23 protein-coding genes and 2 tRNA genes are annotated in these 25,845 nt (G+C 50.8%); 13 read left to right on the top strand and 12 right to left on the bottom strand.

The window, feature by feature from the left end; genetic code table 11:
• The first annotated feature begins 313 nt into the window (after window positions 1-313).
• Window positions 314-1,729, top strand: a complete 1,416-nt coding sequence (gene gltX, locus HEM79_RS07580; RefSeq protein WP_016158730.1) for a glutamate--tRNA ligase — start codon at window positions 314-316, stop codon at window positions 1,727-1,729.
• A gap of 50 nt (window positions 1,730-1,779) precedes the next feature.
• Here gltX and HEM79_RS07575 read toward each other — a convergent pair whose 3' ends face one another.
• Both HEM79_RS07575 and HEM79_RS07570 read right to left on the bottom strand, forming a co-directional pair.
• On the bottom strand, window positions 1,780-2,172 hold the full coding sequence (locus tag HEM79_RS07575; RefSeq protein WP_000826491.1) for a MerR family transcriptional regulator: 393 nt from the start codon (window positions 2,170-2,172) through the stop codon (window positions 1,780-1,782).
• A 1-nt stretch (window position 2,173) separates the two neighbouring features.
• Window positions 2,174-2,533, bottom strand: a complete 360-nt coding sequence (locus tag HEM79_RS07570) for a YfeC-like transcriptional regulator (protein WP_000472025.1) — start codon at window positions 2,531-2,533, stop codon at window positions 2,174-2,176.
• A 220-nt stretch (window positions 2,534-2,753) separates the two neighbouring features.
• Here HEM79_RS07570 and HEM79_RS07565 point away from each other — a divergent pair.
• Together HEM79_RS07565 and HEM79_RS07560 are read left to right on the top strand one after the other, a co-directional pair.
• Window positions 2,754-2,829 (top strand) — tRNA-Ala (locus HEM79_RS07565).
• 207 nt (window positions 2,830-3,036) lie between these two features.
• The gene (locus tag HEM79_RS07560; RefSeq protein WP_021551172.1) at window positions 3,037-5,226 is read left to right on the top strand and encodes a bifunctional diguanylate cyclase/phosphodiesterase; all 2,190 of its coding nucleotides are present in this window, start codon (window positions 3,037-3,039) and stop codon (window positions 5,224-5,226) included.
• Between the two features lie 233 nt (window positions 5,227-5,459).
• On the opposite strand, the gene nupC is transcribed toward HEM79_RS07560, so the two are convergent.
• Window positions 5,460-6,662 carry a nucleoside permease NupC gene (gene nupC / locus HEM79_RS07555; RefSeq protein ID WP_010351048.1) on the bottom strand — a complete coding sequence of 401 codons (1,203 nt, stop codon included), beginning with the start codon at window positions 6,660-6,662 and terminating at the stop codon, window positions 5,460-5,462.
• Between the two features lie 298 nt (window positions 6,663-6,960).
• Between nupC and HEM79_RS23160 the strand changes: the two genes are divergently transcribed.
• Complete coding sequence (locus HEM79_RS23160; protein ID WP_423779531.1) at window positions 6,961-7,020, top strand: hypothetical protein; 60 nt, start codon at window positions 6,961-6,963, stop codon at window positions 7,018-7,020.
• A complete protein-coding gene (locus HEM79_RS07550) occupies window positions 7,001-8,239 on the top strand; it encodes an Nramp family divalent metal transporter (protein WP_021551171.1) in 1,239 nt (412 codons plus the stop codon). The genes HEM79_RS23160 and HEM79_RS07550 overlap by 20 nt, the downstream gene beginning before the upstream one ends.
• Before the next feature lie 143 nt (window positions 8,240-8,382).
• Here HEM79_RS07550 and ypeC read toward each other — a convergent pair whose 3' ends face one another.
• Complete coding sequence (gene ypeC, locus HEM79_RS07545; protein ID WP_000490072.1) at window positions 8,383-8,709, bottom strand: DUF2502 domain-containing protein YpeC; 327 nt, start codon at window positions 8,707-8,709, stop codon at window positions 8,383-8,385.
• Window positions 8,710-8,823: 114 nt separating this feature from the next.
• Entirely contained in the window at window positions 8,824-10,080 is a 1,257-nt protein-coding gene (locus HEM79_RS07540; protein WP_176242374.1) for an ion channel protein, read from the bottom strand.
• Window positions 10,081-10,283: 203 nt separating this feature from the next.
• Here HEM79_RS07540 and glk point away from each other — a divergent pair, with 203 nt between their 5' ends.
• The 6 genes from glk (at window position 10,284) to ptsP (ending at window position 17,720) form a co-directional block, all read left to right on the top strand.
• The gene (glk, locus tag HEM79_RS07535) at window positions 10,284-11,249 is read left to right on the top strand and encodes a glucokinase (protein ID WP_176242372.1); all 966 of its coding nucleotides are present in this window, start codon (window positions 10,284-10,286) and stop codon (window positions 11,247-11,249) included.
• A gap of 218 nt (window positions 11,250-11,467) precedes the next feature.
• Complete coding sequence (locus HEM79_RS07530; RefSeq protein ID WP_000038454.1) at window positions 11,468-11,794, top strand: PTS fructose transporter subunit IIB; 327 nt, start codon at window positions 11,468-11,470, stop codon at window positions 11,792-11,794.
• A gap of 21 nt (window positions 11,795-11,815) precedes the next feature.
• The gene (locus HEM79_RS07525; RefSeq protein ID WP_000985310.1) at window positions 11,816-13,063 is read left to right on the top strand and encodes a PTS fructose transporter subunit IIC; all 1,248 of its coding nucleotides are present in this window, start codon (window positions 11,816-11,818) and stop codon (window positions 13,061-13,063) included.
• A 14-nt stretch (window positions 13,064-13,077) separates the two neighbouring features.
• Entirely contained in the window at window positions 13,078-14,163 is a 1,086-nt protein-coding gene (gene ypdF, locus HEM79_RS07520; RefSeq protein WP_176242370.1) for an aminopeptidase, read from the top strand.
• Window positions 14,163-15,200: an aminopeptidase gene (ypdE, locus tag HEM79_RS07515; RefSeq protein ID WP_176242368.1), complete on the top strand. Its 1,038-nt coding sequence runs from the start codon at window positions 14,163-14,165 to the stop codon at window positions 15,198-15,200. The genes ypdF and ypdE overlap by 1 nt, the downstream gene beginning before the upstream one ends.
• A 24-nt stretch (window positions 15,201-15,224) precedes the next feature.
• Window positions 15,225-17,720, top strand: a complete 2,496-nt coding sequence (gene ptsP / locus HEM79_RS07510) for a phosphoenolpyruvate--protein phosphotransferase (protein WP_176242366.1) — start codon at window positions 15,225-15,227, stop codon at window positions 17,718-17,720.
• Window positions 17,721-17,722: 2 nt separating this feature from the next.
• Here ptsP and HEM79_RS07505 read toward each other — a convergent pair whose 3' ends face one another.
• The 3 genes from HEM79_RS07505 to ypdA are packed head-to-tail and all read right to left on the bottom strand — an operon-like array spanning window position 17,723 to window position 21,039.
• Window positions 17,723-18,580 carry an AraC family transcriptional regulator gene (locus tag HEM79_RS07505; RefSeq protein WP_176242363.1) on the bottom strand — a complete coding sequence of 286 codons (858 nt, stop codon included), beginning with the start codon at window positions 18,578-18,580 and terminating at the stop codon, window positions 17,723-17,725.
• 12 nt (window positions 18,581-18,592) lie between these two features.
• Window positions 18,593-19,327, bottom strand: a complete 735-nt coding sequence (ypdB, locus tag HEM79_RS07500) for a two-component system response regulator YpdB (protein ID WP_001298580.1) — start codon at window positions 19,325-19,327, stop codon at window positions 18,593-18,595.
• 14 nt (window positions 19,328-19,341) lie between these two features.
• Entirely contained in the window at window positions 19,342-21,039 is a 1,698-nt protein-coding gene (gene ypdA, locus HEM79_RS07495) for a two-component system sensor histidine kinase YpdA (RefSeq protein ID WP_000544385.1), read from the bottom strand.
• A gap of 377 nt (window positions 21,040-21,416) precedes the next feature.
• Here ypdA and alaC point away from each other — a divergent pair, with 377 nt between their 5' ends.
• Window positions 21,417-22,655: an alanine transaminase gene (gene alaC, locus HEM79_RS07490; RefSeq protein WP_000785931.1), complete on the top strand. Its 1,239-nt coding sequence runs from the start codon at window positions 21,417-21,419 to the stop codon at window positions 22,653-22,655.
• A gap of 63 nt (window positions 22,656-22,718) precedes the next feature.
• Here alaC and ypdK read toward each other — a convergent pair whose 3' ends face one another.
• Complete coding sequence (gene ypdK, locus HEM79_RS22595; protein WP_010723117.1) at window positions 22,719-22,790, bottom strand: membrane protein YpdK; 72 nt, start codon at window positions 22,788-22,790, stop codon at window positions 22,719-22,721.
• A gap of 354 nt (window positions 22,791-23,144) precedes the next feature.
• Window positions 23,145-24,065 (bottom strand): kdo(2)-lipid IV(A) palmitoleoyltransferase, encoded by a 921-nt coding sequence (gene lpxP, locus HEM79_RS07480; protein WP_000484421.1) that lies wholly within the window; start codon window positions 24,063-24,065, stop codon window positions 23,145-23,147.
• A gap of 351 nt (window positions 24,066-24,416) precedes the next feature.
• On the opposite strand from lpxP, the gene HEM79_RS07475 reads away from it, so the two are divergent.
• Complete coding sequence (locus HEM79_RS07475) at window positions 24,417-24,659, top strand: YfdY family protein (protein WP_000639882.1); 243 nt, start codon at window positions 24,417-24,419, stop codon at window positions 24,657-24,659.
• A 4-nt stretch (window positions 24,660-24,663) separates the two neighbouring features.
• Here the strand turns inward: HEM79_RS07475 and HEM79_RS07470 are convergent.
• Together HEM79_RS07470 and HEM79_RS07465 are read right to left on the bottom strand one after the other, a co-directional pair.
• A tRNA-Arg gene (locus tag HEM79_RS07470) sits at window positions 24,664-24,738 on the bottom strand.
• Window positions 24,739-24,813: 75 nt separating this feature from the next.
• Entirely contained in the window at window positions 24,814-25,746 is a 933-nt protein-coding gene (locus HEM79_RS07465; RefSeq protein WP_000368111.1) for a formate/nitrite transporter family protein, read from the bottom strand.
• Window positions 25,747-25,845 lie beyond the last annotated feature (99 nt).

Raw genomic sequence — 25,845 nt, 5'->3', positions numbered from 1 at the left:
AACCGCCGACCCCCTCCTTGTAAGGGAGGTGCTCTCCCAGCTGAGCTAATCACCCCCGCTGTGTGGAGTCGCATTATAGGGAGAGTTCGAAATGAGTCAACGCATTTTCTAAAGAATTTGTTTGTTCGTCGTAAAATTAAGCAGGGTGATCGCAAAACAGACCGTGTTGCGCAATTTCTCAACGAAAACAATAATGCATCATGTAGCAACCCGAACTACATTGAGGAATCAGGCTGGAGTGATAGAATATCGCCCACTCAATTTTTCCAGGATTTGCCGGTTGTCGGCATCTTTCTAAACGTAAGGCCATTTCATGAAAATCAAAACTCGCTTCGCGCCAAGCCCAACAGGCTATCTGCACGTTGGCGGCGCGCGTACTGCTCTTTACTCCTGGCTTTTTGCACGTAACCACGGCGGTGAGTTCGTGCTGCGTATTGAAGACACCGATCTTGAGCGTTCTACGCCGGAAGCTATCGAAGCCATTATGGATGGTATGAACTGGCTGAGTCTGGAGTGGGATGAAGGTCCGTACTATCAGACCAAACGTTTTGATCGCTATAACGCAGTTATCGATCAGATGCTGGAAGAGGGCACGGCCTATAAATGCTATTGCTCTAAAGAGCGTCTGGAAGCACTGCGTGAAGAGCAAATGGCGAAAGGTGAGAAGCCGCGTTATGACGGTCGCTGCCGCCACAGCCATGAGCATCATGCTGATGATGAACCGTGTGTCGTACGTTTTGCTAATCCGCAAGAAGGTTCTGTGGTTTTTGACGATCAGATCCGTGGTCCGATCGAGTTCAGCAACCAGGAGCTGGATGATCTGATTATCCGCCGTACCGATGGTTCTCCGACCTATAACTTCTGTGTAGTTGTCGATGACTGGGATATGGAAATCACCCATGTTATCCGTGGTGAAGACCATATCAACAACACACCGCGCCAGATCAACATTCTGAAAGCATTGAAAGCACCAGTGCCGGTTTACGCGCACGTTTCTATGATCAACGGCGATGACGGTAAAAAACTGTCCAAACGCCACGGTGCGGTCAGCGTAATGCAGTATCGCGACGACGGCTATCTGCCGGAAGCATTGCTGAACTATCTGGTGCGTCTGGGCTGGTCCCACGGCGATCAGGAAATCTTCACCCGTGAAGAGATGATCAAATACTTCACCCTGAATGCCGTTAGCAAATCTGCCAGCGCGTTCAATACCGACAAGCTGCTGTGGTTGAACCATCACTACATTAACACGCTGCCGCCGGAGTATGTTGCTACCCATTTACAGTGGCACATCGAGCAGGAAAATATCGATACCCGCAACGGCCCGCAACTGGCTGATCTGGTTAAACTGCTGGGTGAACGCTGCAAGACGCTGAAAGAGATGGCACAGAGCTGCCGTTACTTCTACGAAGATTTTGCTGAGTTCGATGCCGATGCAGCGAAAAAACATCTGCGCCCGGTAGCGCGTCAGCCGCTGGAAGTGGTTCGCGACAAACTGGCAGCTATTACTGACTGGACAGCTGAAAACGTTCACCACGCTATTCAGACGACGGCGGACGAGCTGGAAGTGGGGATGGGCAAAGTCGGTATGCCGCTGCGTGTCGCTGTCACTGGTGCGGGGCAGTCGCCGGCACTGGATGTTACCGTTCACGCGATCGGCAAAGCTCGTAGCATCGAGCGCATCAACAAAGCTCTGGCTTTTATTGCTGAACGCGAAAGCCAGCAGTAATTAGCGCATAAAAGATAAACGGCAGGAGATAGTATCCTGCCGTTTTTTATTTATGCTGATTCGTCAATGTCGAGACGGGCAAGGAAATTACGAATCCCTTCACGCGATAAAAATTGCGCAACTTTTTCCTGCTCACTGTGAGTCATATTGTCTATTGCGCTGATTATTTGCCGATAAGCCGGAGTGCGCATACCCGGCGCGTATTCAGCAAGGGATTCTTCGGCCTCGAGAAGCATTGGCGTATTATGGAAGGCAGGCGTGTTTTGAATAAATTCGCAAACATGTGTGTCCAGTAGAATAAGTCTGGCTCGACCACCTTTCACTCCGGGAAATTTTTCTGTTTTCCAGCCTTTTTCTCTAATCCAGCGGTTAACTGTTTGTTTCGCCACACCGAGGCATTCCGCCAGTTCTTCGGTGGTCATTTTATTGCGTAATCTTTTCATATTATTTGCTGTTGCGAATCCCTAAGCGTTGTAATAACCCGATAATCCCTTCCCGCAGAAGCAATGATGTAAACTGCTTTTGTTCAGCCGGCGTCATCTCTTTCGCCAGCGTAGCTAACAGCACTTCAAGCGGTGCATCGCCAGACAGGGCGGGTATTTCTCCCTGACCCTCCGGGCGTTCTGCATTGCGAATATATTCACGAACCTGTTCATTGACGTGTACCAGTCGAGCCTTGCCCCCCTGGACGCCCGGTTTTGGTGATGTCGTCCAGCCTTCCTTGCGTACCCATTTATTAATGGTCTGCCGGCTATAACCGGTCAGTCTGGCAAGTTCATCTGGCGTCATCCTCTCCTTGAACATAACAATTCCCTGAATAGTTGTGGGTCTATTAAGTGTTCATTTTATAGCATCAATTTACATGAAACCGTGACATGAATAACTACTGAATGCGAGGCGTAATCCAAAAATGTTCATTTGCCTGATTTTTCAGCGATTGAAACAAGGCGCTGCAATTTGCCGTTGACACATTCGGACGGAATTCATATGATGCCGCCCGTCAACTCGACAAGCTTTACGTGATGGGGCTATAGCTCAGCTGGGAGAGCGCTTGCATGGCATGCAAGAGGTCAGCGGTTCGATCCCGCTTAGCTCCACCAAATTTCAAACCCTCGCTGTGAAGCGGGGGTTTTTTGTCTCTGATTTTTGCCGCTTTTGTAATACAGTCTACGCCCGGGTTAGTGCCGTCTGGTGAAAGCATTATTGGATGAAAAACCGGCAACAGGCCGACTCCTGTTTGCTTCGCGATGCGAATAAACTTATTATTTGGGTGCCTGAAAACCCCGATCAGTGAGAGTAGTCTACTCATGTTTGTGGAGCATAATCTGATAAAAAATATCAAGATATTCACACTGGCGTTTACGCTCACCGTGGTACTTATTCAGCTATCCCGTTTTATTTCGCCACTTGCCGTTATCCACTCCAGCTATATCTTTCTGGCGTGGATGCCACTGTGCGTAATGCTGTCAATATTGTTCATCTTTGGCTGGCGTGGTGTTGTTCCTGTTTTATGCGGGATGTTTTGCACTAATCTGTGGAATTTCCATCTCTCATTTTTGCAAACTGCCGTCATGCTCGGTAGCCAGACATTTGTAGTGCTGTGTGCCTGTGCAATATTACGCTGGCAGTTAGGAACGCGTTGGCGTTATGGGTTGACCACCCGATACGTCTGGCGACGTCTCTTCTGGCTTGGTTTAGTGACGCCGATTGGCATCAAAGGCAGCATGTATCTGGTGGGTAGCTTTTTTGATTTCCCGCTAAAGATATCGACATTTTTCGGCGATGCAGATGCTATTTTCACGGTCGTTGATTTGCTTAGCCTTTTCACGGCAGTGTTGATTTACAACATGCTCTATTACTATCTCACTCGCATGATTGTAAGCCCCCACTTTGCGCAGATATTGTGGCGCAGGGATATCGCTCCGTCGCTGAACAAAGAGAAACGTGCATTTACTTTAAGCTGGCTGGCGGCTCTTAGCGTACTGCTACTTCTGATGTGTACGCCTTATGAAAACGACTTTATTGCCGGTTACCTGGTGCCCGTTTTCTTCATCATCTTTACCCTTGGTGTTGGTAAACTTCGTTATCCGTTTTTAAATCTCACCTGGGCTGTTTCGACTCTTTTCCTCCTGAATTACAACCAGAATTTTTTACAAGGGGTCGAAACTGAATATTCGCTGGCATTTATTCTTGCGGTGCTGATTTCCTTTAGCGTTTGCCTGCTTTACATGGTGCGTATTTACCATCGAAGTGAATGGCTTAACCGCCGCTGGCATTTGCAGGCACTGACCGATCCATTAACGCTATTACCCAACTTTCGTGCACTGGAGCAATCGCAGGAGCAGGAGGCGGGAAAGAGTTTTTGCTGCCTGCGTATTGATAATCTTGAGTTTATGAGTCGTCATTACGGTCTGGTGATGCGTGTTCATTGTATCCGCTCAATTTACCGTACCTTGCTGCCGTTGATGCAGGAAAACGAAAAGTTGTATCAACTGCCGGGCAGTGAATTGCTGTTGGTACTGACCGGGCCGGAAACGGAAGGCCGACTACAGCATATGGTTAACATCCTCAATAGTCGGCAGATTCACTGGAACAACACCGGCCTGGATATGGGCTATGGTGCCGCCTGGGGGCGTTTTGATGGCAATCAGGAAACTCTGCAGCCCATGCTGGGGCAGTTAAGCTGGCTGGCGGAACAATCCTGCGTTCATCACCACGTGTTGGCGTTGGATAATCGAGAGGAAATAGCGTCCGGGCAGACCACCAAACAGGTACTGTTGCTGAACACCATTCGTAAGGCGTTAGATAATGGTGATTTGCTTCTCTACGCCCAGCCCATTCGTAACAAAGAGGGGCAGGGCTATGATGAGATCCTGGCGCGTCTGAAATATGACGACGGCATTATGACGCCGGATAAATTTCTGCCGCTTATCGCCCAGTTTAACCTTAGCGCGCGTTTCGATTTGCAGGTGCTGGAATCTCTGTTGAAGTGGTTAGCAACTCACCCTTCCAACAATAAAGGTCCGCGCTTTTCAGTCAATTTAATGCCGCTCACTCTGCTGCAAAAAAATATCGCCGGGCGGATTATTCGTCTGTTTAAGCGTTATCACATCTCCCCGGAGACAGTCATTCTTGAGATCACCGAGGAGCAGGCGTTTTCAAATGCAGAAAGCAGCATGTACAACATCGAGCAACTGCATAAATTTGGCTTCCGTATTGCGATTGATGACTTTGGCACTGGTTATGCCAACTACGAGCGATTAAAACGTTTGCAGGCCGATATCATCAAGATTGATGGCGTCTTTGTGAAAGATATAGTGACTAATACGCTAGATGCGATGATTGTGCGGTCAATTACCGACCTGGCGAAAGCGAAGTCGTTAAGCGTGGTAGCGGAGTTTGTCGAAACGCAACAGCAGCAGGCGTTATTGCATAAACTTGGGGTGCAATATCTGCAAGGGTATTTGATTGGTCGCCCGCAGCCATTAGCTGATTAACAGGCGTAAAAAAGCCGGGGGATTATCCCCGGCATTTGAGGCTGATGACAACCAGTAAACGGCCTGATGCGCTATGCTTATCAGGCCTGGATGGGAATCACAATCTATTGAATTTGCGATGTTTTGTATGCCGGATAAAGCGTTTACGCCGCATCCAGCATAAACAGAGCACACGTTGTCAACAAACTGAAGCCGGGGAACATTCCCCGGCTTTTTTAATTAATGTGTTGGACTTACAGCACCAGTGCTGCGATTGACGCAGAAAGTACGCTCACCAGCGTAGAGCCGTAAACCAGTTTCAGACCGAAGCGAGAAACCACGTTACCTTGCTCTTCGTTCAGGCCTTTAACCGCGCCCGCGATAATCCCGATAGAAGAGAAGTTAGCAAAGGATACCAGGAACACAGAGATGATGCCTTCTGCACGCGGAGAAAGCGTGGAAGCAATTTTCTGCAGATCCATCATCGCAACGAACTCGTTGGAAACCAGTTTGGTCGCCATGATACTGCCCACTTGCAGTGCTTCGTTGGACGGAACACCCATTACCCATGCAACCGGATAGAAGATGTAGCCCAGGATACCCTGGAAGGAGATGCTGTAGCCAAACCAGCCAGTCACGGTGGCAAACAGTGCGTTCAGTGCGGCGATCAGGGCGATAAAGCCGATCAGCATCGCTGCAACGATAATGGCGACTTTGAAACCTGCCAGAATGTATTCACCCAGCATTTCGAAGAAGCTCTGACCTTCGTGCAGGTTGGACATCTGGATGTTTTCTTCGCTGGCATCAACGCGGTAAGGGTTGATCAGCGACAGCACGATAAAGGTGCTGAACATGTTCAGTACCAGTGCAGCAACGACGTATTTCGGCTCCAGCATCGTCATGTATGCGCCAACGATGGACATCGACACGGTGGACATCGCTGTTGCTGCCATGGTGTACATACGATTACGGGAGATTTTGCCGAGAATATCTTTATAGGCGATAAAGTTCTCGGATTGTCCCAAAATCAGGGAACTGACGGCGTTAAAGGATTCCAGTTTGCCCATGCCATTGACTTTGGAAAGCAGGAAACCAATCGCGCGGATAATCACCGGCAACACGCGAATGTGCTGGAGAATACCGATCAACGCAGAAATAAAGACGATAGGGCACAGCACTTTCAGGAAGAAGAACGCCAGGCCTTGATCATTCATGCTACCAAAGACGAAGTTAGTACCTTCGTTGGCAAATCCGAGCAGTTTTTCGAACATTTCGGAGAAGCCTTTCACGAAGCCCAGACCAACGTCAGAGTTCAGGAAGAACCACGCCAGTAATACTTCGATAACAAGCAGTTGAATAATATAACGGATACGAATTTTTTTGCGGTCGCTGCTTGCCAGCAATGCGAGAATCGCAACAACGGCTAGTGCCAGTACAAAATGAAGGACGCGGTCCATATTTGCTCCAAATATGAGGCAGGTTAAATTTCCGTGCACATTCTATGCAACATGATTCAGGAAAACGAGATCTGACACACACTATAATGACGTCCTGTGACAAGCTTCAAAAATAGTGAGCTGTCCTACATTTCTGCTATGTTGTGTATGGAAGCGGAAAGTTATGTAAATGTGCTAACATTAAACATAAAAATAACATTCAAGCCATCAATCTTTTCGTAGTCATAATCCTGGTCTATCAGAGAAATCATCACAACCCATTTAAATGAATTTGATAATCATTCTCGTTTGACATAGCATGAAACATAGCAAAGGCTATGTTTTAGAGGCACAACAAGATGACGAACTATCGCGTTGAGAGTAGCAGCGGACGGGCGGCGCGCAAGATGAGGCTCGCATTAATGGGACCTGCGTTCATTGCGGCGATTGGTTATATCGATCCCGGCAACTTTGCGACCAATATTCAGGCGGGTGCTAGCTTCGGCTATCAGCTATTGTGGGTTGTTGTCTGGGCTAATCTGATGGCGATGCTGATTCAGATCCTCTCGGCCAAACTGGGGATTGCCACCGGTAAAAATCTGGCAGAACAAATTCGCGATCACTACCCGCGTCCGGTCGTCTGGTTCTATTGGGTTCAGGCAGAAATTATTGCGATGGCAACCGACCTGGCGGAATTTATTGGCGCGGCTATCGGTTTCAAACTGATTCTTGGGGTTTCGCTGTTGCAGGGCGCCGTATTAACGGGTATCGCAACCTTCCTGATTTTAATGCTGCAACGTCGCGGGCAAAAACCGCTGGAGAAAGTGATTGGCGGGCTACTGCTGTTTGTCGCAGCGGCTTACATTGTTGAGCTGATCTTCTCCCAGCCTAACCTGGCGCAGTTAGGTAAAGGAATGGTGATCCCGAGTTTACCTACCTCAGAGGCGGTCTTCCTGGCTGCGGGTGTGCTGGGGGCGACGATTATGCCGCATGTGATTTATTTGCACTCTTCGCTGACCCAGCATCTGCATGGTGGGTCACGCCAGCAACGTTATTCAGCCACCAAATGGGATGTCGCGATTGCCATGACTATTGCTGGTTTTGTCAATCTGGCGATGATGGCAACGGCTGCTGCCGCGTTCCACTTTTCCGGCCATACTGGTGTCGCCGATCTTGACGAAGCCTACCTGACGCTGCAACCGCTGTTAAGCAATGCTGCAGCGACAGTCTTTGGTTTAAGCCTGGTGGCAGCAGGGCTTTCTTCAACGGTGGTGGGTACGCTGGCGGGGCAGGTGGTGATGCAGGGTTTTATTCGTTTCCATATCCCGCTGTGGGTGCGCCGGACAGTTACCATGTTGCCGTCATTTATTGTCATCCTGATGGGATTAGATCCGACACGGATTCTGGTCATGAGTCAGGTGCTGCTAAGTTTTGGTATCGCCCTGGCGCTGGTTCCACTGTTGATTTTCACCAGTGACAGTAAGTTGATGGGCGATCTGGTGAACAGCAAACGCGTAAAACAGGCTGGCTGGGTGATTGTGGTGTTAGTAGTGGCGCTGAATATCTGGCTGTTGGTGGGAACGGCGCTGGGGTTGTAGTTGAACGGGTGTCGCATCAGGCACCACAGGCGGATTCGGCGTAAAACGCCTTATCCGCCCTACGCGTTCAATGGAGTGGGGCTGTAGGCCTGATAAGACGCGCGGGCGTCGCATCAGGCATCGTGCTCCATTGGTGGATGTGTTTAATGACGATGTCCGTGTCCACGGCCTTTCCCGCGATGATCATCACGGTCGCGCCAGCCTTCACGATAGCCACGCTCATACGCTTTACGCTTATCCCAGCCACGGTGGTAGCCATTATCGTGACGCCACCAGCGGTTTTTACGCCATTCGTAATTACGGTGCCAGTAATCACGGTCGCGCCAATGACCTCCGTCCCAGTAATTACCGTAATGATCGCGATCGCCAATTTGTAATTTGATTGATGGCAGTAGGGTAATTTCACCTGCGTTTGCCGCAAGTGGGGTAAAAGCCATCAGGGCGGCCGCCAGAAACAGTGACCTGAACATTGTTATTCTCCTTCACGATCGAAGCCGTCAGCGGCCTGTTAACGCAATATTACGGGGAGGTAAAGCCCCGTTTCATCGCCATAACTCTTAAATCATGATGGAGAGCATTTTTTGCTAAAGGTTATCGTGGGGTGGTTGCTGCTTCGGGCGATTCACGATCATCATTGGTTTGCCTGCCAGCAATAGCCATGCCGGAAGCATAACGATACAAAGTAGCGGTAGCAGATTGGTATCAGGTACAACGACCGCCGCCATAAACAGGCTTAACCAACCATCGCGCGTTACCACCAGTACCATACCGAGAATAGCGCAGGAGACAGTAATTGCCGCCGGGACTGCGGGAACGTGTTCATGTAGCATCAAACCTAATGCCACGCCAACAAACACTGCCGGGAAGATTCGCCCGCCACGAAACCCGCTGGCGGCGGCAATGACCAGGGCGGCAAGTTTAATCACCGCCAGTAAAAAGTAATCACTGGTGCTGAAAGCCTGATTCATCACCATTTGCTGCATCTCATCCAGCCCTTTAAACAGTGAAACCGGCCCACCAATAACGCCCAAAATACCGAGAATAAACCCGCCAACCCCGAGCATGAGCACAGGGTTTTTAATCTGATGCATCATTGCGTGCAACCGTGGCAGACACCATACGGCGACCATCCCCGCAGCGATGGCAATCGCCGCTACAATCGCACCGCTGATGATGTCTGCCACCTGCATCTGTCCGTAATGCGCAATGGGCAGCGAAAAATGAGGATGGAAAAATAGACTTGTCGTCAGCGCACCAGCCGCCGCTGCCATTAACGGCGCAAAGAGTCGATCCCATAGCGGCACTTCATTACTGCCATTTAAGGTTTGCGAAAATATCAACGCCGCCGCAACAGGTGTGCCAAACAGCGCACCGATAGTTCCGGCTGAGGCTAAAATAGTCCATTCCATCCGGTTAACTCGAGGTAACAGACGAGCGCCTATCGCCACTGCGAGGGCGATATTAACGGTCATAATCGGATGTTCCGGCCCCAGGCTGACGCCACCGGCAAGACCGAGAATTAATGCTACGATAAGCCCTGGTAGCGCAGAAGGGGGGACTGGCGCGCCGATCAGCGGTTCACTGGCGGGATCTGGTCCGGCATGACCCTGGCTGAAACGGATAACCAGCCCCACTGCGACCCCCGTCAGCGTTAATATTCCGATGATCCACAGCGGTGAATCCTGGGCTATCCCCAGACTTCCCGGCAGTCGTTGCCAGAGTAAATTCTGTAATACCGAGGCGATTTTCATCACCACAATCAGAATAAGACTGGACGCAATCCCAATTGCCAGGGCGGGAAGCGATAATAACAACATGGTTCTGGCTCGCGAATGGAGCATGTTCTATTCCTTATGCGGGGTCAGATACTTAGTTTGCCCAGCTTGCATAAAGGCATCGCTGCAATTGGTGCTGAAACGATAAAGTAATAGTGTGACCCAGATCGATATTTACAGGGAGCCCGCCTTTCCGGCGTTGTTGTTAGGCTCCCAGGTATTTACAGTGTGAGAAAGAATTATTTTGACTTTAGCGGAGCAGTAGAAGAATGACAAAGTATGCATTAGTCGGTGATGTGGGCGGCACCAACGCACGTCTTGCTCTGTGTGATATTGCCAGTGGTGAAATCTCGCAGGCTAAAACCTATTCTGGGCTTGATTATCCCAGCCTGGAAGCGGTTATCCGCGTTTATCTCGAAGAACATAACGTCGAGGTGAAAGACGGTTGTATTGCCATCGCTTGCCCAATTACCGGTGACTGGGTGGCAATGACCAACCATACTTGGGCGTTCTCAATTGCCGAAATGAAAAAGAATCTCGGTTTTAGCCATCTGGAAATTATTAACGATTTTACCGCTGTATCGATGGCGATCCCGATGCTGAAAAAAGAGCATCTGATCCAGTTTGGTGGTAAGGAACCGGTTGAAGGTAAACCTATCGCGGTTTACGGTGCCGGAACGGGGCTGGGCGTTGCGCATCTGGTTCATGTTGATAAACGCTGGGTAAGCCTGCCAGGCGAAGGCGGTCACGTTGATTTTGCGCCAAACAGCGAAGAAGAGGCCATTATCCTCGAAATACTGCGTGCGGAAATTGGTCATGTTTCGGCGGAACGCGTGCTTTCTGGCCCTGGACTGGTGAATTTGTATCGCGCAATTGTGAAAGCCGACAACCGCCTGCCAGAAAATCTCAAGCCAAAAGATATTACCGAACGCGCGTTGGCTGACAGCTGCACCGATTGCCGCCGCGCGTTGTCGCTGTTTTGCGTCATTATGGGCCGTTTTGGCGGCAATCTGGCGCTCAATCTCGGCACATTTGGCGGCGTGTTTATTGCGGGTGGTATCGTGCCGCGTTTCCTTGAATTCTTCAAAGCCTCTGGTTTCCGTGCCGCTTTTGAAGACAAAGGCCGCTTTAAAGAATATGTCCATGATATTCCGGTGTATCTCATCGTCCATGACAATCCGGGTCTTCTCGGCTCAGGTGCACATTTACGCCAGACCTTAGGGCACATCCTGTAAATCCTTCCTGCTATATCGGGAGGTAACCCTCCCGATAATCTTTTAAATCATATGGTTAGTTCAATTTTTCTTTGTGTTTCATCACAAGGCCGACCTGCGTCACACTTCCGCACAAGAGGATTAATTCTCCAGTAAATGCATTATTTGTCTGGTAACGGCAATTTGTTTTGCACGTTCATAATTTCATTCGTCAACTATAAACGAACGAGGAAATAACGATGAGTAAGAAACTGATTGCCTTATGTGCCTGCCCAATGGGCCTGGCTCACACCTTTATGGCCGCTCAGGCGCTGGAAGAAGCGGCGGTAGAAGCCGGTTATGAAGTGAAGATTGAAACCCAGGGCGCAGACGGCATCCAGAATCGCCTGACGGCGCAGGATATCGCCGAAGCAACCATCATCATCCACTCCGTAGCTGTTACCCCGGAAGATAACGAACGTTTCGAATCCCGCGACGTTTATGAAATCACTTTGCAGGACGCAATTAAAAACGCTGCGGGCATCATCAAAGAAATCGAAGAGATGATTGCCGCTGAACAACCGTAATTTTCGACAGGGATAATTGTTATGGCCATTAAAAAACGCAGTGCAACCGTTGTGCCTGGCGCATCCGGTGCGGCAGCGGCAATTAAGAATCCGCAGGCCTCTAAAAGCAGCTTCTGGGGTGAACTTCCGCAGCATGTGATGTCAGGGATTTCACGCATGGTGCCGACCTTAATTATGGGCGGCGTGATCCTCGCTTTCAGCCAGCTGATTGCTTATAGCTGGCTAAAAATTCCCGCTGACATTGGCATTATGGATGCACTTAATAGCGGGAAATTTTCCGGTTTCGACCTCTCCTTACTGAAATTTGCCTGGCTGTCGCAGTCCTTCGGCGGCGTGTTGTTTGGTTTTGCCATTCCGATGTTTGCCGCTTTTGTGGCGAACTCTATCGGCGGCAAACTGGCGTTCCCGGCTGGGTTTATCGGCGGGTTAATGTCTACCCAGCCAACGCAACTGCTGAACTTTGATCCCAGTACCATGCAGTGGGCGACCTCTTCACCAGTGCCGTCTACCTTCATTGGTGCGCTGATTATTTCCATCGTTGCGGGTTATCTCGTGAAGTGGATGAACCAGAAAATCCAGTTACCGGATTTCCTGTTAGCGTTCAAAACCACATTTTTGCTACCGATTCTTTCCGCCATTTTTGTCATGCTGGCGATGTATTACGTCATCACCCCATTTGGCGGTTGGATCAACGGTGGGATCCGTGCTGTATTGACCGCCGCAGGTGAGAAGGGTGCGCTGATGTATGCGATGGGCATCGCAGCAGCGACCGCAATCGACCTCGGTGGCCCAATCAACAAAGCAGCAGGTTTCGTTGCTTTCAGCTTTACGACTGACCACGTATTACCGGTTACCGCGCGTTCTATCGCAATCGTTATTCCGCCGATTGGTCTGGGTCTGGCGACCATTATCGACCGTCGTTTAACCGGCAAACGCCTGTTCAACGCCCAGCTTTATCCGCAGGGTAAAACCGCGATGTTCCTGGCGTTTATGGGGATCAGTGAAGGTGCGATTCCGTTTGCGCTGGAAAGCCCCATCACCGCAATTCCGTCCTATATGGTCGGTGCGATTGTCGGCTCCACCGCTGCTGTCTGGCTGGGGGCAGTGCAATGGTTCCCTGAATCAGCAATCTGGGCGTGGCCGCTGGTGACTAATCTGGGCGTCTACATGGCGGGGATCGCGCTGGGGGCAATCATTACCGCGCTGATGGTGGTGTTCCTGCGTCTGATGATGTTCCGCAAAGGCAAATTGTTAATCGATAGCCTGTAAGAAGGAAAATCCAGATGACATTACTCGCTTCGCTGCGTGACTGGCTTAAGGCGCAACAACTGGATGCGGTGCTTCTCTCCTCACGACAGAACAAACAGCCGCATCTGGGGATCTCCACCGGATCAGGCTATGTGGTGATTAGCCGTGAGAGCGCGCACATTCTGGTGGATTCGCGCTATTACGTGGAGGTGGAAGCTCGTGCGCAAGGCTACCAGCTACATTTGCTTGACGCGACGCACACGCTGGCAACCATCGTCAATGAAATCATTGCCGATGAGCAGTTGCAAACGCTCGGTTTTGAAGGCCAGCAGGTGAGTTGGGAAACCGCGCACCGCTGGCAGTCTGAACTCAATGCGAAACTGGTAAGCGCCACGCCGGATGTGCTGCGGCAAATCAAAACGCCAGAGGAGGTGGAGAAAATCCGCCTCGCCTGTGGGATTGCCGATCGCGGAGCGGAGCATATTCGCCGCTTTATTCAGGCGGGGATGAGCGAGCGCGAGATAGCCGCTGAACTGGAGTGGTTTATACGCCAGCAGGGCGCAGAAAAAGCCTCTTTTGACACCATTGTCGCCAGCGGCTGGCGTGGGGCGCTACCGCACGGTAAAGCCAGCGACAAAGTGGTTGCAGCGGGCGAGTTTGTCACCCTCGATTTTGGTGCGCTGTATCAGGGCTACTGCTCTGATATGACGCGCACCTTCCTGGTTAATGGCGAAGGGGTGAGCGCCGAATCTCACCCGCTGTTTGGTGTGTATCAGATTGTCCTGCAAGCGCAGCAGGCGGCAATCTCCGCGATTCGCCCCGGCGTGCGTTGCCAGCAGGTTGACGACGCCGCGCGCCGGGTGATTACAGAGGCAGGTTTTAGCGAGTATTTCGGTCATAACACCGGCCATGCTATCGGCATTGACGTTCATGAAGATCCGCGTTTTTCACCACGTGATACCACGATGCTCCAGCCAGGCATGTTACTGACCGTAGAGCCGGGGATTTATTTGCCAGGACAAGGTGGGGTACGCATCGAAGATGTCGTGCTGGTTACCCCGCAAGGCGCAGAAGTGCTCTACACCATGCCGAAAACAGTGTTGCTCACGGGAGATGCATAATGGATTTATCGCTATTAAAAGCGTTGAGCGAGGCAGATGCGATCGCCTCCTCGGAACAGGAAGTGCGGCAGATCCTGCTGGATGAAGCGGATCGCCTGCAAAAAGAAGTGCGATTTGACGGTCTGGGATCGGTGCTGATCCGCCTCAATGAATCGACGGGGCCGAAGGTGATGATTTGCGCCCATATGGATGAAGTGGGGTTTATGGTGCGTAGCATCTCCCGCGAAGGCGCTATTGACGTGCTGCCGGTTGGCAACGTGCGCATGGCTGCCCGCCAGTTGCAGCCGGTGCGCATCACCACCCGTGAAGAGTGCAAAATTCCCGGCCTGCTTGACGGCGACCGGCAGGGGAATGATGTCAGCGCCATGCGCGTGGACATTGGTGCGCGCTCGTATGACGAAGTGATGCAGGCGGGAATTCGTCCAGGCGATCGCGTCACGTTTGATACAACTTTTCAGGTTCTCCCCCACCAGCGAGTGATGGGGAAAGCTTTTGATGACCGCCTCGGTTGCTATCTGCTGATGACGTTACTACGTGAGCTGCACGACGCCGAACTGCCTGCGGAAGTGTGGCTGGTGGCAAGTTCCAGCGAAGAGGTGGGATTACGCGGCGGGCAAACTGCCACCCGCGCGGTGTCGCCGGACGTCGCCATTGTGCTTGATACCGCCTGCTGGGCGAAAAACTTTGATTATGGCGCGGCTAACCATCGCCAGATTGGTAACGGCCCGATGCTGGTGTTAAGCGACAAGTCACTGATTGCGCCGCCAAAACTCACCGCCTGGATCGAAACCGTGGCGGCAGAAATTGGCGTGCCGTTACAGGCGGATATGTTCAGTAACGGCGGCACGGACGGTGGAGCGGTTCACTTAACCGGTACTGGCGTACCCACAGTGGTGATGGGGCCAGCAACCCGCCATGGACATTGCGCCGCATCGATTGCCGACTGCCGCGACATCTTGCAGATGCAGCAGCTTTTATCTGCCCTTATTCAACGTCTTACGCGTGAGACGGTTGTTCAACTGACGGATTTCAGATGATCTCCTGATTAACCCGGAGCGGTTATGTTAACGATTCAATTTCTCTGTCCTTTGCCTAACGGTCTACATGCTCGTCCGGCGTGGGAACTTAAAGAGCAGTGCAGCCAGTGGCAAAGCGAAATCACTTTTATTAACCATCGCCAGAACGCAAAGGCCGATGCCAAAAGCTCGCTGGCGCTGATTGGCACCGGCACTTTATTTAATGACAGTTGCAGCCTGAACATTAGCGGCAGCGATGAAGAGCAGGCGCGGCGCGTGCTGGAAGAGTACATCCAGGTGCGCTTTATCGACAGCGACAGCGTTCAGCCGACGCAGGCAGAACTGACGGCGCATCCGCTGCCGCGTTCATTAAGCCGCCTTAACCCTGATTTGCTGTACGGTAACGTGCTGGCGAGCGGCGTCGGCGTTGGTTCGTTAACGTTGTTGCAGAGCGACAGCCTCGACAGTTATCGGGCGATCCCTGCCAGTGTGCAAGACTCCACTCGCCTGGAACACAGCCTGGCAACGCTTGCCGAGCAACTGAACCAGCAACTGCGTGAGCGTGACGGCGAAAGTAAAACCATTCTTAGCGCCCATTTGTCGCTGATTCAGGATGATGAGTTCGCGGGCAATATCCGTCGTCTGATGGCGGAACAGCATCAGGGGCTGGGGGCGGCGATCGTCAGCAATATGGAGCAGGTTTGCGACAAACTTTCTGCTTCTGCCAGCGATTATCTGCGTGAGCGAGTTAGTGATATTCGTGATATCAGCGAACAGTTGCTGCATATCACCTGGCCGGAGTTGAAACCGCGCAATAATCTGCTGCTTGAAAAACCGACCATTCTGGTCGCAGAAGATTTAACTCCAAGCCAGTTTTTGAGCCTCGATTTAAAAAATCTTGCGGGCATGATTCTGGAGAAAACCGGGCGCACCTCGCATACCCTGATTCTGGCGCGAGCTTCGGCGATCCCGGTACTGAGCGGCCTGCCGCTGGATGCGATAGCCCGTTATGCCGGGCAACCGGCGGTGCTTGACGCCCAGTGCGGCGTGCTGGCGATTAATCCTGATGACGCGGTGAGCGGTTATTACCAGGTCGCGCAGACGCTGGCGGATAAACGTCAGCAGCAACAGGCGCAGGCCGCCGCGCAGCTGGCCTATTCCCGTGATAACAAGCGAATTGATATCGCCGCGAATATTGGCACCGCTCTGGAAGCCCCTGGTGCGTTTGCCAATGGCGCGGAAGGCGTCGGGCTGTTCCGTACCGAAATGCTGTATATGGATCGCGACAGCGCGCCAGACGAGCAGGAACAGTTTGAAGCCTACCAGCAGGTGTTACTGGCGGCGGGCGACAAGCCGATTATTTTCCGCACGATGGACATCGGCGGCGATAAAAGCATTCCATATCTCAACATTCCCCAGGAAGAGAACCCGTTCCTCGGCTATCGTGCGGTACGTATTTACCCGGAATTTGCTGGCCTGTTCCGCACTCAACTGCGGGCCATTTTGCGCGCCGCCAGTTTCGGCAACGCCCAGTTGATGATCCCGATGGTCCACAGCCTCGATCAGATCTTATGGGTGAAGGGCGAGATCCAAAAAGCGATCGTTGAGCTTAAGCGCGATGGCCTGCGTCATGCAGAGACGATTACGCTGGGTATCATGGTGGAAGTGCCGTCGGTGTGCTACATCATCGATCACTTCTGCGATGAGGTCGATTTCTTCAGTATCGGCTCCAACGATATGACCCAGTATCTGTATGCGGTCGATCGTAATAACCCGCGCGTATCGCCGCTGTATAACCCGATTACGCCATCGTTCCTGCGCATGTTGCAGCAGATTGTTACCACAGCTCATCAGCGGGGTAAATGGGTAGGCATTTGCGGTGAACTGGGCGGTGAAAGCCGTTACCTGCCGCTACTGCTTGGGCTGGGTCTGGATGAGTTAAGCATGAGTAGCCCACGCATTCCGGCGGTGAAAAGCCAGTTGCGTCAACTGGATAGCGAGGCGTGTCGGGAACTGGCACGTCAGGCATGTGAATGTCGCAGCGCGCAGGAAATTGAAGCGTTACTCACCGCGTTTACGCCGGAAGAAGACGTTCGTCCGCTGCTGGCGCTGGAGAATATCTTTGTTGATCAGGCCTTTATCAATAAAGAGCAGGCGATCCAGTTCCTGTGCGGCAACCTTGGCGTCAACGGGCGTACTGAACATCCGTTTGAGCTGGAAGAAGATGTCTGGCAGCGGGAAGAGATTGTGACTACTGGCGTTGGTTTTGGCGTGGCGATCCCGCACACTAAATCTCAGTGGATCCGTCATTCCAGTATCAGTATTGCCCGGCTGGTGAAACCGGTTGACTGGCAGTCAGAAATGGGCGAAGTCGAACTGGTGATCATGCTGACGCTGGGCGCTAGCGAAGGGATGAACCATGTGAAAGTCTTCTCGCAGCTGGCGCGCAAACTGGTGAATAAAAACTTCCGCCAGTCGCTGTTCGCCGCGCAAGACGCACAAAGCATCCTGACGCTGCTGGAAACGGAATTAACCTTCTAAAGTTAGCCCTGAAAACGGGCGCTGTACTCTCCCGGCGTCAGGCCAAACTGACGCCGGAAGACGCGACAAAAATAGTCGCTGTCCGGGAAACCGCAACGCTCTGCCACTTCATGAATGGGCAGATGATATTTCTGCAAAATCATCCTCGCCTTCGCCATTCGCACCCAGCGAACATACTCGATAAAACGCATCGTTCCATGCTGAGCAAACAGTTTTGACAGATGATTGGGCGTGATATTAAAAAACTGCGCTACGCTCTCGCGGGTGAGCGGCTGGGCGTAGTTATCCTGAACCCAGTTACAAATGCTGTGATAGAGAAAATCCCCGCGCGGCTGTGAATTGCCCGGCGGCATATTCGCCACGTTGCGGCAAAGATGCAGCAAACTTAACACCAGTGGCTGAATGATATTCTGCTCCAGCGGCGAACGGCTGAGATGGGTGAGGGCGGTGAGCATCGCTTCACCTTCACCGCGTTGTAGACTTGGAAGCTGGATCTGACGAACCGGATGCAGTAACGACGTGGTGCGGCTATCGTAATACGATAACCCAAGCCAGGTTGGTGCGAACACCAGGCTTAACAGCATCACCGGTTTGTTGTTGATCGGTAAATTAGCCGCGCGCGCCGGAATAAACAGCATTTCTCCTTCCACCAAACGTTGCTGCTTTGCTTCCAGCAGATTGCCGTATTCGCCGCGCAGCACGATATCCAGACGGGGAAAATCAATACATAAACTGCCCACCGGCAACGAGGCAGGCTGGCTGGCAAACCAGACGCGCCCCAGTAGTTGCGGGTTAAGCACCAGGCCGCTGAACAGATCGGCGAAAAATTGTTGATCGGCGGGCAAGCCTGGTGCTTTCATGAAAGTTCCCGATTAAAGATGCATTAACTGGCGGAATTCTTTTACTTTGCTGCGGCTGACTGGCACTTCAAAATCCAGATCTTTCAGTCGCAGAATGTAGGTGTTATTAAACCATGGTTCGATCTCGCGGATTTTGTTCAGATTGACACAAAATGAGCGATGGCAGCGGAAAAAATGCGACGGCGGCAGTTTGCTGCAAAATTCGGTAATGTTCATCGGCATTACGTAGGATTCACGCCGCGTATAAACAAAGGTCATTTTCTCGTGCGCTTCGGCGTAATAGATATCATTAATTGGCGTAACGATAATTCGCTCATCTTTCACCAGATTAATGGTGTCATTCTCACGCGTTACTGTTGTGGCAGGCGTACTGCTGGTTTGCTGTTGCTGCCAGGCCGCTTCCAGTTTTTGCAGCATCCCGGTGATGCGTGACTCCTGATACGGTTTGAGAATGTAGTCAAACGCCTCCAGTTCAAACGCTTCTACCGCATGTTCTTTCCACGCGGTGATAAAAACAATAAACGGTTTATGGGCAAACTGGCTGATGTTTTGCGCCAGCAGCACGCCATCCAGCGACGGAATATTGATATCCAGAAAAATGGCGTCGACGCGGTTATGCTGCAAAAACTTCAACACGTCCAGACCGTCGTCAAAGGTGCCGACAATCTCCATCTGGCTGTGCTCTTTAATCAGCCAGCTCAGTTCCTGTTGTGCCAGGAATTCGTCTTCAACAATGATGACTTTCACAATATCACTCCGGCTCAAAGCAATAACGTAGCCTGTGAGGCGACAGGGGTGCGTTGGTTAGGAATGTAAAACGCGATTTCCGTTCCTGGTTCCAGGCGGCGGATATGCAGCCCCTCGCCATATAACAACTTCACGCGATGATGGACATTCAGCAGGCCAATTTTATTGCCCGGCATTTCGTTCGCTTCGACCCGCTCAATCACTTTCGGATCGATACCGTGCCCGGTATCTCTCACCGCAATACGAACCCGATTACCGCACTCTGCAACGCTAATAGTGACAACGCCTTTACCTTTGCAAGGCTGAATACCGTGGACAATGGCGTTCTCCACCAGCGGCTGAATCAGCAGGCTGGGAATGCAGCAATTCACCTCTTCATCAATATCATAGATAACCGTCAGCTTGTCGCCAAAGCGGGCCTGCTCAATGGCGATATAGTCTTTGATTTGATACAGCTCTTTTTTGATATCGATTTGCTCATCGTCTTTTAATTCAATGTTATAGCGCAGATAACGTGACAGATTAAAGATCAGCTGGCGAGCGGTATCCGGATTCAGGCGAATTGATGAGGAGATTGCATTCAGAGCGTTAAACAGAAAATGGGGATTAATTTTGCTTTGCAGGGCGCGAAGCTCTGCCTTATTTGCCATTTCACGCAGCTGCTCGGCGCGAGAAACTTCCAGTTGCGTGGAGATGATTTGCGACAAACCGACCGCCATTTCCTGCAATGACGAGGTGATCTGATGTGCGTGGCAGTAGTAAATTTTCAGCGTCCCGGTAACGACTCCTTTCTCCCAAAGTGGGATCACCAGCATTGAGTGGATTTCCGGTGTGCGATGGGCTTCATCATTGTTTTTAATGATGATTTTACCGTAATTCATCGCCTGACGTGTGGTTGGGCTAATAAAGTCATCACCATTTTGATAGTTATGTTCACCCACGCCAACGTAGGCCAGCACATGATCGGTATTGGTGATTGCTACCGCATCGGCGTGAATATCATCGCGGATAATTTCGCAGACCTTGCGTAATGACTCGCTATTGACATGGCGAAACAGCGGCAGCGTTTTGTTGGCGATATCCAGCGCCAGCTTGGCTTGCCGCGCGGCGCTGGCCTCCTTTTCGCCCTCAACGCTTTGCACCAGCAGCACAATAAAACCGATACAGACGCTGCCGAGGATCATCGGAATCCCGATTTTTGACACAATGTCCAGCCCCAGTTCAGTGGTCGGCGCCCAGACAATCACCAGAATCATGGTCAACGTTTCACACAACATGCCGCCGAGAATACCGACTCGCCAACGCTGCGCTTTGGGGATTTTCAGGTTGATCCAACCCGATATACATCCCGCCAGAATACTGGTGATAAAGCAGGGGATCGCCGTCACGCCACCAATATCAATAAGATAGCGGTGAATCCCGGCTATCACGCCGGTAATGATCCCCACCCACGGGCCAAATAAAATCCCGCCTGACATTACCGCAATAATACGTACGTTAACCAGTGAGCCTTCCACCGGCACGCCGGACCAGGTGCTGAACAGGGCGAACAGCGAGAAAATGGCGGTAACGGCGAGCAGCTCTTTTGGTGAGTGCGCCGACTTGTGTAACAACTCGCGAAACAGGCGGATACGAATAAGGAAGAACAGGCAGATAAGCATTAACGCTGCCCGATCGAAGACCGCCAGCAGCATGTTGAATATTTCGTGCACGGATGACTCTGAATAAGGATTAAACCTCTATGATAGGTAACCTGAAGGCTGATGACCAGCAGGCCGTTTTTGAGGAAAAACCACAATTTTAAAAGGGGATTGTCAGGTAAATGGTGTATTGGCAATGCATCTCTTGATAATGCACACTCAATAAGTAAATTTATTGAAATTATAATGTTAATTAATGTGGGTTTAATTTTCCTGGAAGAAATTAAAGATTTCCCGTTTTATTACAGGTGTTCCTCTTTTTTTGGTAGAAAAAAATTTTTGCTAAAACGCTCGACAGACAGAAATTAATCAGGCTATTTTCAAAACAGCCACCCATCGTGGCAGCGTCGCTCGGACGGTCCGGGCGCTCACGTTAATCTGAGGAAATTATGGCTGACACTCGCCCTGAACGTCGCTTTACGCGTATTGATCGTCTCCCGCCCTACGTTTTTAACATTACCGCTGAACTGAAAATGGCTGCGCGCCGGCGTGGCGAAGATATTATCGATTTCAGTATGGGGAATCCGGACGGCGCGACCCCGCCGCATATCGTCGAAAAACTCTGTACCGTGGCGCAGCGCCCGGACACACACGGCTATTCCACTTCACGCGGCATTCCCCGGTTGCGTCGCGCCATTTCCCGCTGGTATCAGGATCGCTACGACGTTGAGATAGATCCGGAATCAGAAGCCATCGTCACTATTGGCTCGAAAGAGGGGCTGGCGCACCTGATGCTGGCGACGCTGGATCACGGCGACACTGTGCTGGTGCCGAATCCAAGTTATCCGATTCATATCTACGGCGCGGTGATTGCCGGTGCGCAGGTACGTTCAGTGCCGCTGGTGGAAGGTGTTGATTTCTTCAATGAACTGGAACGCGCAATTCGCGAAAGTTATCCGAAACCGAAGATGATGATCCTCGGTTTCCCGTCGAACCCAACCGCGCAATGTGTGGAACTGGAGTTCTTCGAAAAGGTTGTTGCGCTGGCGAAACGCTACGATGTGCTGGTGGTTCACGACCTGGCCTATGCCGATATCGTCTACGATGGCTGGAAAGCGCCTTCAATCATGCAGGTTCCGGGCGCACGTGACGTGGCGGTTGAGTTCTTTACCTTGTCGAAAAGTTACAACATGGCAGGCTGGCGTATTGGCTTTATGGTCGGTAACAAAACGCTGGTCAGTGCGCTGGCGCGTATCAAAAGCTACCACGATTACGGTACTTTTACGCCATTGCAGGTGGCTGCAATCGCCGCGCTGGAAGGCGATCAACAGTGCGTTCGCGATATTGCCGAACAGTATAAACGTCGGCGTGATGTGCTGGTCAAAGGGCTGCATGAAGCGGGCTGGATGGTTGAAATGCCGAAGGCTTCGATGTATGTCTGGGCAAAAATCCCTGAACCGTATGCGGCAATGGGCTCGCTGGAGTTTGCCAAAAAGCTGCTTAACGAAGCGAAGGTCTGTGTCTCTCCGGGGATTGGCTTTGGCGACTACGGCGACACACATGTACGCTTTGCGCTGATTGAAAACCGTGACCGTATTCGTCAGGCGATACGCGGGATTAAAGCGATGTTCCGCGCCGACGGTTTACTGCCCGCCAGCAGTAAACATATTCACGAAAACGCCGAATAAATGCATTCTCAGAAAAGCAAACAGGAGCCAGATGGCTCCTGTTTTTCGTTGCACAGTTTGCTTTTAGATCATCAGGGCAAAAGTACCGGCCCAAACGATGACCATAAAAGAAATGCCCATAAAGAAATATTTCACTTTACATCTCTCCGCGTAATTACAGTTACGCCTGAATGACTTCATTACAGCTGATACAGTGAGTTGACACCGGGAAAACGACCTTAACAGGCCTCTGTTTTGCCGTGGGCATCACCCCAGAATTCTGAGCTGATTTGCTCGAGACGGCGCTAATGTACGCCTAAAACTAAATTGAAACAAGTGGCATTTTCTTATTTACTTTTAGTAACTTACGAGTGTCTCATATCGGCGACAGTTTAATTTCTGTCAGTAATAATTCATGATTCAGCGAAGGGAAAAACCTTAAGAAAAAAGCCATAAAAACCATTGGGTTATTATGGCTAATTTGAGGAGGGAAGAAGAGCTGGTCGTTTGTTAAACGTATAACGACGCTTCACCCACCGGACGCGTTTTGAAGCGGCGGTGGATCCAGAGATACTGCTCCGGTGCGCGCATAATCTCTTTCTCAATAATCTTGTTCATATAAGCCGCAGCCTGACCTTCATCTGTCGGGTAGCCTTCCATTTCTGGGGTGATATACAAACGGTATCCGCTGTAATCGGCTTTTCGTACCATCGTCACAGTCAACATGGCGGAACCTGAGAGGCGTGACAATACGTAAGTGCCATTGGTTGTCGCAACATTTTCTACCGCAAAGAACGGAGCGAAGGAGCTTCCTTTACGACCATAATCCTGGTCGGGAGCGAACCATACGGCTTCTCCTTTTTTCAAAGCACCAACAATACCGCGCAGATTATTCCTGCCGATCATCGCTTTATTTGAACGCATCCGACCACGGGTCTGCACCCATTCCATCAATTGATTATTATGCGGACGATAAGTTGCCATCATTGGCTGGCAAAGCCCCATTACGCGGCCACCCAGTTCCAGAGACATAAAATGTACGCCGACGACCATCACGCCGCGATTTTGCATTTGTGCGCGTTGCAGGTTATCCAGACCTTCAACATCAAACCATTTACGCACGCGACGATCGGGCCAGAACCACGCCATGCCGGTTTCTACCAGAGCCATACCAAGAGAACGAAAGTTTTCGGCAATCATCTTCTCGCGTTCTTCAGATGAATGCTGCGGGAAGCAAAGTTCAAGGTTTTTGCGGGCGATGGATTCGCGACGTTTCAGAAATGGTCTGGCCATCGTGCCGATACGTGTGCCAAGAAAACACAGGACAGGATAAGGAAGCTGTACCCAAAGCCAGAGTACGCCCAGACCAAACCACGTGAGCCAGTAGCGAGGATGGAGAAACTCGCGGGAAAATTTGCGTTGTGGAAACATAGTTACCTTCTGTAGATACGAATTGTTGTATCGCAGAAGATTCCATGTCGACAGCGGTACACTCAATATATTAGGCCATCATGTACGACAATGGTTCCTGTAAAGAGTGTAAAGACTAGCCAGGACAAAACCACGAGGAGCATGAATGCGGTACTTCCATTTTATCATCAGCCGATTGTTTTCAGCTACTGATTATTAATCACCCAAGTAAATATTTTTCAGAACCGGATAGCTCTATTTTTAACATCTTGTTTTTATTAGAACCTGGCAAAAATTGCCAGCGATTAAGAATTGTCTTACTATTAAACTACCTGAAGTAACAGGTTTTTTAGCGCGGCAGGAGGTTGAGCTATGATTTATTTATGGATGTTTCTCGCCCTGTGTATTGTTTGTGTCAGCGGATATATTGGCCAGGTACTAAATGTAGTATCTGCTGTCTCTTCATTTTTCGGCATGGTGATCCTCGCCGCCCTCATTTATTACTTCACTATGTGGTTAACTGGCGGTAATGAGCTGGTAACGGGGATATTTATGTTTATTGCCCCAGCTTGTGGCTTGATGATCCGCTTTATGGTGGGGTATGGAAGGCGGTAATAAATGGTGTCCCCTGCAGGAATCGAACCTGCAATTAGCCCTTAGGAGGGGCTCGTTATATCCATTTAACTAAGAGGACAATGCGGCATGAGTATAACCGCTATTAAACAGCGGAGTAAGTACACTGCTGCTCGATTGCTTAAACCCTCGCCACTTATAGCGGATTTTTATCATTTTTCTTAATGATTTCCGCATGTTCTGCTTTCTGGCGTGCCTCTTCTTTACGCTTGTTACTCATATCGTTACGGATTTGCGCATGGCTCATTAATGCGAAGATGAAGGTGCCGCCGCAGATGTTTCCCGCCAGAGTAGGGAGCGCGAATGGCCAGATGAAATCGCTCCAGTGCAGCGTGCCGTTAAAGACCAGATAGAGGATCTCTACAGAACCGACGACGATGTGGGTAGTGTCGCCCAGTGCGATAAGCCACGTCATCAATATAATTACTACAATCTTTGCCGCTCCCGCCGCAGGGAACATCCATACCATTGTGGCTATAAGCCAGCCGGAGATGATCGCGTTGGCAAACATCTCGCTGGGGGTGTTTTTCATCACACCCATGCCGATTTTGACAAACGCATCGCGGGTTTCTTCATTAAAGATAGGCATATACTCAAACGCCCACGCCGCAATACCTGTTCCGAGAATATTACCCAGCAGCACGACGCCCCATAACCGCATCAGTAAGCCGATGTTGCCGATAGTCGGTTTTTGCATCACCGGCAGTACCGCAGTTACGGTATTCTCAGTAAATAATTGCTGGCGAGCCATAATGACGATAATAAAACCAAAGGTATAACCCAGATTCTCCAGCAAAAAACTCCCCGGCACACCTTCCAGTTCGACATGAAATATCCCTTTTGCCAGTAACGAAGCGCCCATCGACAGACCCGCCGCAATGGCTGACCATAGTAGCGCCATTGCGTCGCGCTCCAGCTCTTTTTCGCCGTCCTGGCGGATATGTTCGTGAATAGCCATCGCTCTGGAGGGGAGCCGGTCTTCATCTATTTCTATTTTTTTTCCACGCTCTTTTTCTTCGCTCTCTACTTCAAGTTCGTCGCTGTGTTTATCTATTTTGTCATTGTCCATGGTGTCGTCTCTTGAATTAGCACGTATAGCTAAAGCGTAGCGGCTTTTTTGCTCGCAACTGGCGGGAGTTACTCTGAAAATGTATAAAAGGCTGCGTTT

It is taken from the genome of Escherichia sp. 93.0816, assembly GCF_013368855.2.
Lineage (GTDB): Bacteria > Pseudomonadota > Gammaproteobacteria > Enterobacterales > Enterobacteriaceae > Escherichia > Escherichia ruysiae.
This window is presented reverse-complemented; position numbering and strand designations above follow the sequence as displayed.

Coding starts and splice junctions, on each gene's coding strand:
- gltX (WP_016158730.1), top strand. CDS start 314: ATGAAAATCAAAACTCGCTTCGCGCCAAGCCCAACAGGCTATCTGCAC.
- HEM79_RS07575 (WP_000826491.1), bottom strand. CDS start 2,172: ATGAAAAGATTACGCAATAAAATGACCACCGAAGAACTGGCGGAATGC.
- HEM79_RS07570 (WP_000472025.1), bottom strand. CDS start 2,533: ATGTTCAAGGAGAGGATGACGCCAGATGAACTTGCCAGACTGACCGGT.
- HEM79_RS07560 (WP_021551172.1), top strand. CDS start 3,037: ATGTTTGTGGAGCATAATCTGATAAAAAATATCAAGATATTCACACTG.
- nupC (WP_010351048.1), bottom strand. CDS start 6,662: ATGGACCGCGTCCTTCATTTTGTACTGGCACTAGCCGTTGTTGCGATT.
- HEM79_RS07550 (WP_021551171.1), top strand. CDS start 7,001: ATGACGAACTATCGCGTTGAGAGTAGCAGCGGACGGGCGGCGCGCAAG.
- ypeC (WP_000490072.1), bottom strand. CDS start 8,709: ATGTTCAGGTCACTGTTTCTGGCGGCCGCCCTGATGGCTTTTACCCCA.
- HEM79_RS07540 (WP_176242374.1), bottom strand. CDS start 10,080: ATGCTCCATTCGCGAGCCAGAACCATGTTGTTATTATCGCTTCCCGCC.
- glk (WP_176242372.1), top strand. CDS start 10,284: ATGACAAAGTATGCATTAGTCGGTGATGTGGGCGGCACCAACGCACGT.
- HEM79_RS07530 (WP_000038454.1), top strand. CDS start 11,468: ATGAGTAAGAAACTGATTGCCTTATGTGCCTGCCCAATGGGCCTGGCT.
- HEM79_RS07525 (WP_000985310.1), top strand. CDS start 11,816: ATGGCCATTAAAAAACGCAGTGCAACCGTTGTGCCTGGCGCATCCGGT.
- ypdF (WP_176242370.1), top strand. CDS start 13,078: ATGACATTACTCGCTTCGCTGCGTGACTGGCTTAAGGCGCAACAACTG.
- ypdE (WP_176242368.1), top strand. CDS start 14,163: ATGGATTTATCGCTATTAAAAGCGTTGAGCGAGGCAGATGCGATCGCC.
- ptsP (WP_176242366.1), top strand. CDS start 15,225: ATGTTAACGATTCAATTTCTCTGTCCTTTGCCTAACGGTCTACATGCT.
- HEM79_RS07505 (WP_176242363.1), bottom strand. CDS start 18,580: ATGAAAGCACCAGGCTTGCCCGCCGATCAACAATTTTTCGCCGATCTG.
- alaC (WP_000785931.1), top strand. CDS start 21,417: ATGGCTGACACTCGCCCTGAACGTCGCTTTACGCGTATTGATCGTCTC.
- lpxP (WP_000484421.1), bottom strand. CDS start 24,065: ATGTTTCCACAACGCAAATTTTCCCGCGAGTTTCTCCATCCTCGCTAC.
- HEM79_RS07475 (WP_000639882.1), top strand. CDS start 24,417: ATGATTTATTTATGGATGTTTCTCGCCCTGTGTATTGTTTGTGTCAGC.
- HEM79_RS07465 (WP_000368111.1), bottom strand. CDS start 25,746: ATGGACAATGACAAAATAGATAAACACAGCGACGAACTTGAAGTAGAG.